The organism is Aneurinibacillus danicus (genome assembly GCF_007991215.1).
Taxonomy (GTDB): Bacteria; Bacillota; Bacilli; order Aneurinibacillales; family Aneurinibacillaceae; genus Aneurinibacillus; species Aneurinibacillus danicus.
This window is the reverse complement of the sequence record NZ_BJXX01000086.1, coordinates 1-7,942: the sequence shown is the minus strand read 5'-3', so window position 1 is coordinate 7,942 and position 7,942 is coordinate 1. Positions and strand designations below refer to the sequence as shown.

Below are 7,942 nucleotides of genomic sequence, written 5' to 3'. Positions count from 1 at the left end.
CCTTCGTACCACAAAAGTTAACTGATAAAAAAGCCATGGTGATTTTTGTATGTTTGGTAAAAAAATAAGATATGATAGGATAGCGATAAATATGCATACGGAGGGAAAAACGATGATGGACCCGGTAAAAAAAGAGTACCTGGAGCATGGCGGCGACCGGTTTATCGTATGTGCGCCCGACCAGTTGGAGCTTGCGCTCGATGAGTTTGTGGACGAGTACGGAGAAGCGCCGGATGTGTATTTGCTGACGGAAGTCGCACAGGAGCTGGAAAAATGGAAAGCGCCGGAGACATGCCGATATAGCGGAGAGAAGCCTGTGTATATCCTTGTGTAAAATGATTTTGCGGGCAGAAATGAGCAGGACAAGTTATTCAATGATTGTGAATAACTTGTGAGCAATTTTGTGTAAATTCCGTTATTCACATGTGAACAAAAGAGCGGGCTGTGTGAAAAACCTTGAAATTCCTGGCTTTTTTTGATATATATGTGTGTTTTATATTCACAATAATTTTATCAACAGAATGTGGATAACTTTGTTTTAACAGGGGATAACTTTTCAAAAAGTTTGAAAAAGGAGGAGGGGGGAAAGGTTATGCACATTATGATTGTGGCGGTGGGTAAGCTCAAAGAGAAGTATCTGAAGCAGGGAATCGATGAGTACCGCAAGCGATTGTCCGCGTATGCAAAGGTGGAGATTGTGGAAGTAGCGGATGAGAAGGCGCCGGAGAATTTGAGTGAGGCGGATATGCTGCGGGTGAAGGAGAAGGAAGGCGGGCGGATTCTGGCCGCGCTGAAGCCGGATCAGCATGTGGTAGCGCTGGCGATCGAGGGGGAGCAGTGGTCGTCGGAGCAGCTGGCGAAGAAGCTGGATAGCTGGGCGACATATGGCAAGAGCTCGGTTGCATTCGTTATCGGCGGCTCGCTCGGCCTGTCGGATACGGTGATGAACCGGGCGAACGAGTATTTGTCGTTTTCGAAGATGACCTTTCCGCACCAGTTGATGCGGCTGATTTTGCTGGAGCAGGTGTACCGCGGTTTTCGGATTAACCGCGGTGAACCATATCATAAGTAGCGGCGAATTATAATTTTTTCAAGAGGAATAAATAAATTATGAAATTGATTCATAGAACAAAGGAATAATTCAACGTATATTGAAAGGGAATGATTGGATAATCAGCACCCGTGACATATACTTTCCTACACTAACAAAAAGTCCATAGCCAAAAGCAGCTATGGACCTATTGAAATCCTTTTTTATATTTTTTGTAAACGAGTTGACACTGTTTTAACAAGGTGCAATAGTATTTGTAGAGGATTGGTAAATACTATTCAGCTATATTGACAAAAGTGATTCAAAGGCCAATTGTTCAGGCTTGTTTCTTATATTGTTGATAGTAATACCCTCAAGTTCGTCAATTACAGCACTTGCAACTGCCTCTGCTAACAAACATGGTACTGCATTACCAATTTGTCTGTATATAGCTGTTTTACTGCCGTGAAAAACATATTCTTCAGGAAACGTCTGAATTAGTGCAGCTTCTTTAATTGTTAATCTTCTTAGCCTTGAAGGAGCTTCGCCGAACTCAGGAATTACCTTATTTTCGAGTAGCCCCTTGTGGTAATTAACTACCCAATTATCATTGGCGTGGTTATACAACAAAGCTTCGTCTACAATTGGTGTTTTGTTACCACCCATTGAGGCAGGAAGGGTGTTAGAGACACCATCTAAATCTAATGGTCGTCCCAATCCATTAAAAATCATTCCAGCATATGGTGATTTCCTTATCACCGGTTTAGCCGCCAAGGTGATTTTGGCTGTACAAGTCAAAGGATTTCTGGTCGTTCCAGCGGGGCCTAGAATAGAAATAGTTTCTCTAATATTTTTTGGCTTCTTTCTCCGCTGTTCTAGTCTAGAAAACGTATGATGAGGATCAATGTTTTTACCAAGTAATCCAATGAAGAAAACTCGCTCCCGCTTTTGTGGCACTCCGAAATGAGACGAGTTTAGTAAGAAAGGATAGCAACTATATCCCATTTCATTGGCTAGATGGAAGAGTTTTTCTCTAACATTTTTCCATTTTTCAAGTGTGGCTAACGCCTTAACATTCTCTAAGACGAATGCCTTTGGGCGAATAATTCTTACAACGTCTAGAAAAGTCCAAATTAATGTGCTTCTTTCATCGTTGGGATCCATTTTTCCTGCAACTGAGAAGCCTTGACATGGTGGTCCACCGAAAACAATATCGACATCATTAAATTGTTCTAATTCACCAAGTAATTCTCGGATATCTCCTCTTTTTAGGAGAGTTTCAGGATGGTTTGCTTCGTAGGTGTTGCAGGCGTCTTTGTCTATTTCATTTGCCCAAAGAACATTGACACCGGCTCTCTTAAAACCTACGTCCATACCTCCTGCACCTGTGAATAAGGAGATTCCTGTATATTTATAGTTCATGGCAATCTACTCCATAAATTATTTTTATTAGTATTGAGTCAATTAAACACGAATATATGTTTGTAATAATTATACTAAACATAGGTTCGTATTAAAAGTATTAGTAGTTAAAATAAGGGAACAATATTTGTTTAAAATCTAATTATATCATAAGTTTGTAACTGAAGGGTGAATGCAGAATTGGAATTAACTAATGTTAACCGAGATAAGGCCCTACAAAATCTTAATAAAGCCTATGAGAGAGTAACCAGCGATCAATATACACTATGCTCTAAATTTATTGATGAAATTAAGCAGGTTATGTTTGGGACTCACCTAACCTTCAAGTATGTTATGGTTAATGCATTATTAGCAAAGGCCACTAATCCAGAAGTAAATGCACTTTGTTTACAGAAAAAATCTGTCTTACCTGGTGCTTATGATGCAAGAACTTTATGTCACAAGGTTTTAGTACCGTTTGAACGTGATAAGCTAAATGGAGCATTAGGTGGATCCAACGAACCGTTTCTGAATAAACCTGCAAGATTTCCTGAATTAAGTACAAATAATGCGGTCCGGAAAGGAAAAGACTTTGCACTCCTTTCTTTACTCTGTACATTTTTACCCCAAATTGTTACTCAACAAGAAGCTTTTGATGCCCTCTGCGATGCAATCTATTTTGCCTTAGAAATTTCTAAAGAAAAAGAGGAAATATTTGGTTTAGAGGCGACAAAAATTCCTACATACTACGAAATTCAGGAAGTAATAGACGCTCTACTAGTTGAGTCATTTGGGGGGGAAACCTTAGCACTTACAGTAGGCGCGCTTATGAATCTTTTAGCAGATTCAATAGAAGGAAAAACATGTGTTGAAGTACATGTTGTTAACCAATCAGGTGCATCTTCAAAGGAAGTAAGTGATATAGATGTATACCTTAATGACAAAATTTTATATGCAATTGAAGCTAAAGATAAGGTTTTTACACAAGAGGATGTAACCCATGCCATTAGAAAAGCAGCTTTAGCTGGATGTGATCGTTTAATGTTTGTATCGGGACCTCGTGCATATCTCGAGGGTGCATCCGAGGAAATTATTGTTTCAAAAGCTTTGGAAATGGGAGTTTATCTTTCATTTATGAACCATAAGGAATTTACTAAGATGATTTTATCTCTCATTTTACCAACCACAACTGAACGTTTCTTTTCCTATCTAAGAAACATAGTTTATGAAGCTAGGTTAAAGGAGGAAACATTACGTCATTTGCTTAAGGAAGCTCGTGAACATTACCTTATCAAAGATGACTACAATGAGGATTAAAAATGATAGTAATTGCTCAGTCTGTTAATAGACAGCACAAATAGAGGTATTTCAAGGGGAAATACCCTGAGTAGTTAGCAAGAGAACAACGAAACATTCTGTCTCAGAATCGTGTCTTCCATTGATGATAAAATACTTCGTCCCTGTTTTTTGACCGTCGATATGAAATTGCATATGACACAAAACGCATCCGATCCACATTTACTGCGGATGTCCCTGAAATTTTTTGCTTCAACTTTGCTCTTCATATATCATGCTCTGACTGGTTGTTGTCAAACGGAATGGCAGGATCATGTAGAAAGGCAAGCACGTGATTACGATGGACAGACAAGCGATCCAACAGATTTTTGACGGGGGGCTTATTCCGTCCCTTTTCTTCTGGCAGAGGAGAAAGAAGACGATGGATGCTCCACAAACTCTCGCTCAAGGATGCGTACATAGGCAGCTTCCATTTTGGTGACGGTATCTGGCGAAAGAAGGCGGTTTGTGACTGTTTTTTAACCTGTGCTTCCAGTTCTTTTACGCGTGATCGTAAAGAAGCAATTTCATTTAGAAGGGTTGTCCAAACGAGAATGATAGAGGGGTGTGTAAAATCATGGAAGGTCCTTTTAAGCGAGTGACCGAAGCGACTTATTTATCGACAGAGAAAAGTGATAAGTACCGCGCCATTCTTCGCTTTTTTTATATCCAACATGAGCGTTTACGAGAGTTTTTGTTTCCAGAAGAAGTGTTTGCTCATCTTAAAGAGTTCTCTTTTTTCGCTAATTATGATTTAGATGAGCTACACACTGATCTATCATCATTAGTGAAATGGGGGAATCTTCATGCTCAGCAGGAGAGTGGAAAGGTAAAGACCGTAGATGAGTTTAAAAAGAGACGGTTTCGCTATCAGATTACCCCTTACACGGTTGAATTCGAACGCATGCTCATTCAGTTTGAACAAGATAGCGATACGTTTGGAGGGTCATTAGAAAAGACCCAGTTTGAACGAATATACCAAACGCTTAAACGAATACAAGGTTCCATCAATGACATGCCCGAGGTTTGTGCACAGCATTGGGATGACCTGCTTACATATTTTAAAAAAATTACTCAAAATACATCAGATTACTTTGCGTACTTGCGAAGTGAGGATGCGTCGGAACAAATAAAGTCTGAGGCATTCTTACTTTATAAAGATCAATTTACGCTCTATTTACGAGAGTTTATTATTGCACTACAGCGAACAGTTGCAGGAATACAAGATGTCATGGTTTCGCTATCACGTGAGGACATGCGAGCCTTCTTTCAAAAGGTAGCGCGGCATGAAGAAAAAGTCTTTCGGTTCGAACGAATTGGTTTAGAGACTGACCATATCGCTGAGATGGAAGCGACTTGGATGAATGTAAAAGCTTGGTTCCTTGGAGATGAGGCAGGGGAAAGTCAGTATGAAAATGTCCAGCAGCAAACGAACGACGCGATACGCCGGATTACACGGATTGTACAACGGTTAGGCGAGCGCAGTCAGCTTCAGCGCAGCCGAAAAGAAGACTATCTTCATTTAGCTCAGTGGTTTCTCCGCCTTCCTTCCATTGAAGAGGCGCATAAACTGGCTTCCGTTGCGTTCGGCGTTACGCATACGAAGCATATTTATTCCGATCACATTCCAACAGACGATATTTACACGGATGTGTGGGAGGAAGCTCCGATGGCTCATGAGCGCGTGCCCAAAATTCGTGAGTATCGAGAAAAAACAAAAGCAACAGCGTTGGAAGATCATCGAGAGCTGAAGGAAAAAGCTAAAAAAGAACATTTAGAGCGGCGGTTATATGAGCGGCAAGTCATTCAAGCTTACCGGTCTGGCAGTGAAATTGTGTTAGAAGAATTACCTGTAGTGGAGCCGTTCGTTCGAAAGCTGTTTTTATCTTGGATCGGTAAAGCAATGGCGCGAGCGGATCACACGATTAAAACGGAATACGGCGATCACATTCGAGTTCAGTTAGACCGTACGCGAACGATTACACTGAGGTCAAAAGATGGCGAGATGAAGATGCCCGCTGTCACGTTCCACTTTATCGGGAAGGAGGCAAGAGGATGAGCGAGCGAGAAGATCAATTTGATGAGAGTACGGTAGATGCTCTTGGAAGATTGTTTGAACAGTTTTGGATCTTGCGGGAAGATGAACCGGAAGCCTACAGACTGATCCGTGATCGGGAGCAGAAACTAAAGCGGTACCTGCAAGAGAAGTTCGGGTTAGAATTAACGGTTCATCAGCATTTTGCCAAACTGGAGAAGATACCGGTTGAACCGCAGAGCTGGATGGGTATTCAGTCTTTTCAAGATCCAATGGATTATGCTATTTTCTGTTGTGCGTTAGCTTATACGGAGCAAAAAGGGATCGATGAGCAGTTTTTGCTTTCAGATTTGGCCGAGCGAATTCAAGAGCTTTATCCTGGTGAATTTCCGTTAGATTGGACGAACTATCAACATCGGCGCTCGCTTGTAAGGGCATTGAAAGAAGTGATTGCCCTCCGCTTGATTAAAACGATTGATGGAAATTTAGATTTATTTCAATTGAGCGAAGAGGAAGAAGTGCTGTATGAAGTTACGGTTCATTCTCGTTACTACATGAGATCGTATCCTGATGATCTGTATCAATTTAACACGATAGAAGAGTTGCTTGCTCAGGAGTGGAAACGTCAACCCGATGACCAGCGGAGGAAACGAGTCTATCGCAAGCTGATGATGATGCCGTTTGTTTATCGTAAGGGTGAAGATGATCCAGATTTTGCGTACATTCGAAATTACCGAAACCGGCTGAGAGATGATTTTGAGCAGCACACGCCTTTTCGACTGGAAGTATTCAAAAATGTTGCCATGTTAACGTTACCAGATCCGAAAAAGCGGTACACGCTATTCCCTGATGCCAAAGGGATTGTTGATGTAGCTCTCCATACGATGGTGATTTTACGGGAACATCGCGAGTCCCTTGTCATTTCAGAAATAGGCACAGTTCGTATGCCAGCCTCCCGTTTTGATGCGTTTGTTCGTCAGACAAAGGAACAGTACGGGCATGGGTGGGCCAAGAAACATCGAGACGAAACGCCAGAAGAAACGGCTGCTCAGATCATAGAGCTATGGCGGGAGTGGGACATGGCAGAGTGGGATGAGGAGACGAGAATGTTAACGATCTTACCAGGAGCTGCTAGGTTAACAGCCTTTTATCCAGTTGACTATGAAAAGAAAAGGGAGGAAGCTGATCATGACCCATAAGTGGAAGCTGAATCGCGCGGGTGTACTCAATTTCTGGTATTACGATGATGAAATCTTTGAATTTGAAGATGGAAAACTGCTGTTGCGGGGGACAAACGGTTCGGGTAAGTCCGTGACAATGCAAAGTTTCTTGCCCGTTCTTCTCGATGGAAAAAAGTCACCTGATCGCCTAGATCCTTTTGGATCAAAATCTCGTCGCATGGCGGATTATTTGTTAGGAGAAAAAGAAATTTCAAACCGTGATGAGCGTACGGGATACCTTTTCATTGAATACAAAAAAGAAGGTACCGATCAGTATTTAACAACGGGAATGGGGATGCAGGCCAAACGAAATCAATCTTTGAAGTCGTGGGGATTTGTCATTACTGATAACCGCCGGATTGGCCACGACCTGGAACTGTTTAAGTGGGTGAACCAGGAAGGAGAAAAAGTCAAATTTCCGCGCTCCCAAACCGAACTCGAAACGGTGATTGGTGCGGGAGGCGAAGTGGTAAGCTCCAACAAAGAGTATATGGCGCTCGTGAACAAATATATTTTCGGCTTTGAAACGCTGGAGGCATACGATGATTTAATCAAGCTTCTCATCCAGCTTCGTAGTCCAAAGCTTTCAAAAGAATTTAAGCCGACCGTTATCTATGAAATTTTAGAAGAAGCGCTCCCTCCCCTAACAGATGAGGATTTACGTTATTTGTCTGATTCTATTGAGCAAATGGATCAAACGAAGCAACAATTGGAGCAGCTGGAGAGAGAAGTGAAGGCTCTAACTAAACTAAAAGATGCATACGAGCAATATAACCAACGAATTCTGATTGATCAAGTAAACGATTGGAAACTGGCAAGAGACCGCCGCCAAAAAGAAGAGGAAGAGGTTAAAGCCCTTGAAACGGCGTTACAGGATTTAGAGGTAGAAATTGATACACTAACGAAAACACGCGGCGAGCT

The 7,942-nt window shown here is 41.7% G+C and carries 7 protein-coding genes and 1 pseudogene; 6 read left to right on the top strand and 2 right to left on the bottom strand.

The window, feature by feature from the left end:
- Positions 1-91: 91 nt before the first annotated feature.
- Together ADA01nite_RS10560 and rlmH are read left to right on the top strand one after the other, a co-directional pair.
- Positions 92-334 (top strand): CxxH/CxxC protein, encoded by a 243-nt coding sequence (locus ADA01nite_RS10560; protein ID WP_246147302.1) that lies wholly within the window; start codon positions 92-94, stop codon positions 332-334.
- Between the two features lie 258 nt (positions 335-592).
- Positions 593-1,072: a 23S rRNA (pseudouridine(1915)-N(3))-methyltransferase RlmH gene (gene rlmH, locus ADA01nite_RS10555; RefSeq protein ID WP_146809929.1), complete on the top strand. Its 480-nt coding sequence runs from the start codon at positions 593-595 to the stop codon at positions 1,070-1,072.
- 261 nt (positions 1,073-1,333) lie between these two features.
- Here the strand turns inward: rlmH and ADA01nite_RS10550 are convergent, their stop codons facing one another.
- Positions 1,334-2,452: a DNA cytosine methyltransferase gene (locus ADA01nite_RS10550; protein WP_146809928.1), complete on the bottom strand. Its 1,119-nt coding sequence runs from the start codon at positions 2,450-2,452 to the stop codon at positions 1,334-1,336.
- Between the two features lie 180 nt (positions 2,453-2,632).
- Here ADA01nite_RS10550 and ADA01nite_RS10545 point away from each other — a divergent pair, with 180 nt between their 5' ends.
- A complete protein-coding gene (locus ADA01nite_RS10545; protein ID WP_170230223.1) occupies positions 2,633-3,748 on the top strand; it encodes a restriction endonuclease, SacI family in 1,116 nt (371 codons plus the stop codon).
- A 244-nt stretch (positions 3,749-3,992) separates the two neighbouring features.
- On the opposite strand, the gene ADA01nite_RS23045 is transcribed toward ADA01nite_RS10545, so the two are convergent.
- Positions 3,993-4,322, bottom strand: coding sequence for an IS66 family transposase (locus tag ADA01nite_RS23045; RefSeq protein ID WP_371863553.1), 330 nt, complete (start codon positions 4,320-4,322; stop codon positions 3,993-3,995).
- A 21-nt stretch (positions 4,323-4,343) separates the two neighbouring features.
- Between ADA01nite_RS23045 and ADA01nite_RS10535 the strand changes: the two genes are divergently transcribed.
- The 3 genes and pseudogenes from ADA01nite_RS10535 to ADA01nite_RS10525 all read left to right on the top strand — a co-directional run.
- Complete coding sequence (locus ADA01nite_RS10535; RefSeq protein ID WP_146809926.1) at positions 4,344-5,825, top strand: TIGR02677 family protein; 1,482 nt, start codon at positions 4,344-4,346, stop codon at positions 5,823-5,825.
- On the top strand, positions 5,822-7,000 hold the full coding sequence (locus tag ADA01nite_RS10530; protein WP_146809925.1) for a TIGR02678 family protein: 1,179 nt from the start codon (positions 5,822-5,824) through the stop codon (positions 6,998-7,000). Before ADA01nite_RS10535 ends, ADA01nite_RS10530 begins: the two co-directional genes overlap by 4 nt.
- Positions 6,990-7,942: pseudogene (locus tag ADA01nite_RS10525) on the top strand (TIGR02680 family protein); the annotation flags it as partial. The gene ADA01nite_RS10530 and the pseudogene ADA01nite_RS10525, both read left to right, overlap by 11 nt.